Below are 230 nucleotides of genomic sequence, written 5' to 3'. Positions count from 1 at the left end.
ATAGTCAGGCGATCACGCGACATGGTGTTGCGTTCTGCCTCACCAGCAAGGAAACCGTCCAGCTTGGCTTTCTCGGCGTCCCAATTGCGCATGGACTCGGCGTCACCTTCGCGGAAAACCTGCTTTGGTGATTTCGCGGGGTCCATTCCGGCAGCGTCAGCAAGGGTTTCTTTAAGAGACGACGCCAGATCGATACCTGTCTGCAAAACGCCACCCAGCCGGGTCACTTC

The 230-nt window shown here is 57.4% G+C and carries 1 protein-coding gene; it reads right to left on the bottom strand.

What is annotated here, in order from left to right:
* The coding region (locus Q4528_RS16625; RefSeq protein WP_303522909.1) for a hypothetical protein at positions 1-206 on the bottom strand (206 nt) is incomplete at its 3' end.
* Positions 207-230 lie beyond the last annotated feature (24 nt).

Source organism: Staphylococcus pasteuri (assembly GCF_030547725.1).
GTDB lineage: Bacteria > Bacillota > Bacilli > Staphylococcales > Staphylococcaceae > Staphylococcus > Staphylococcus pasteuri.
This window is presented reverse-complemented; position numbering and strand designations above follow the sequence as displayed.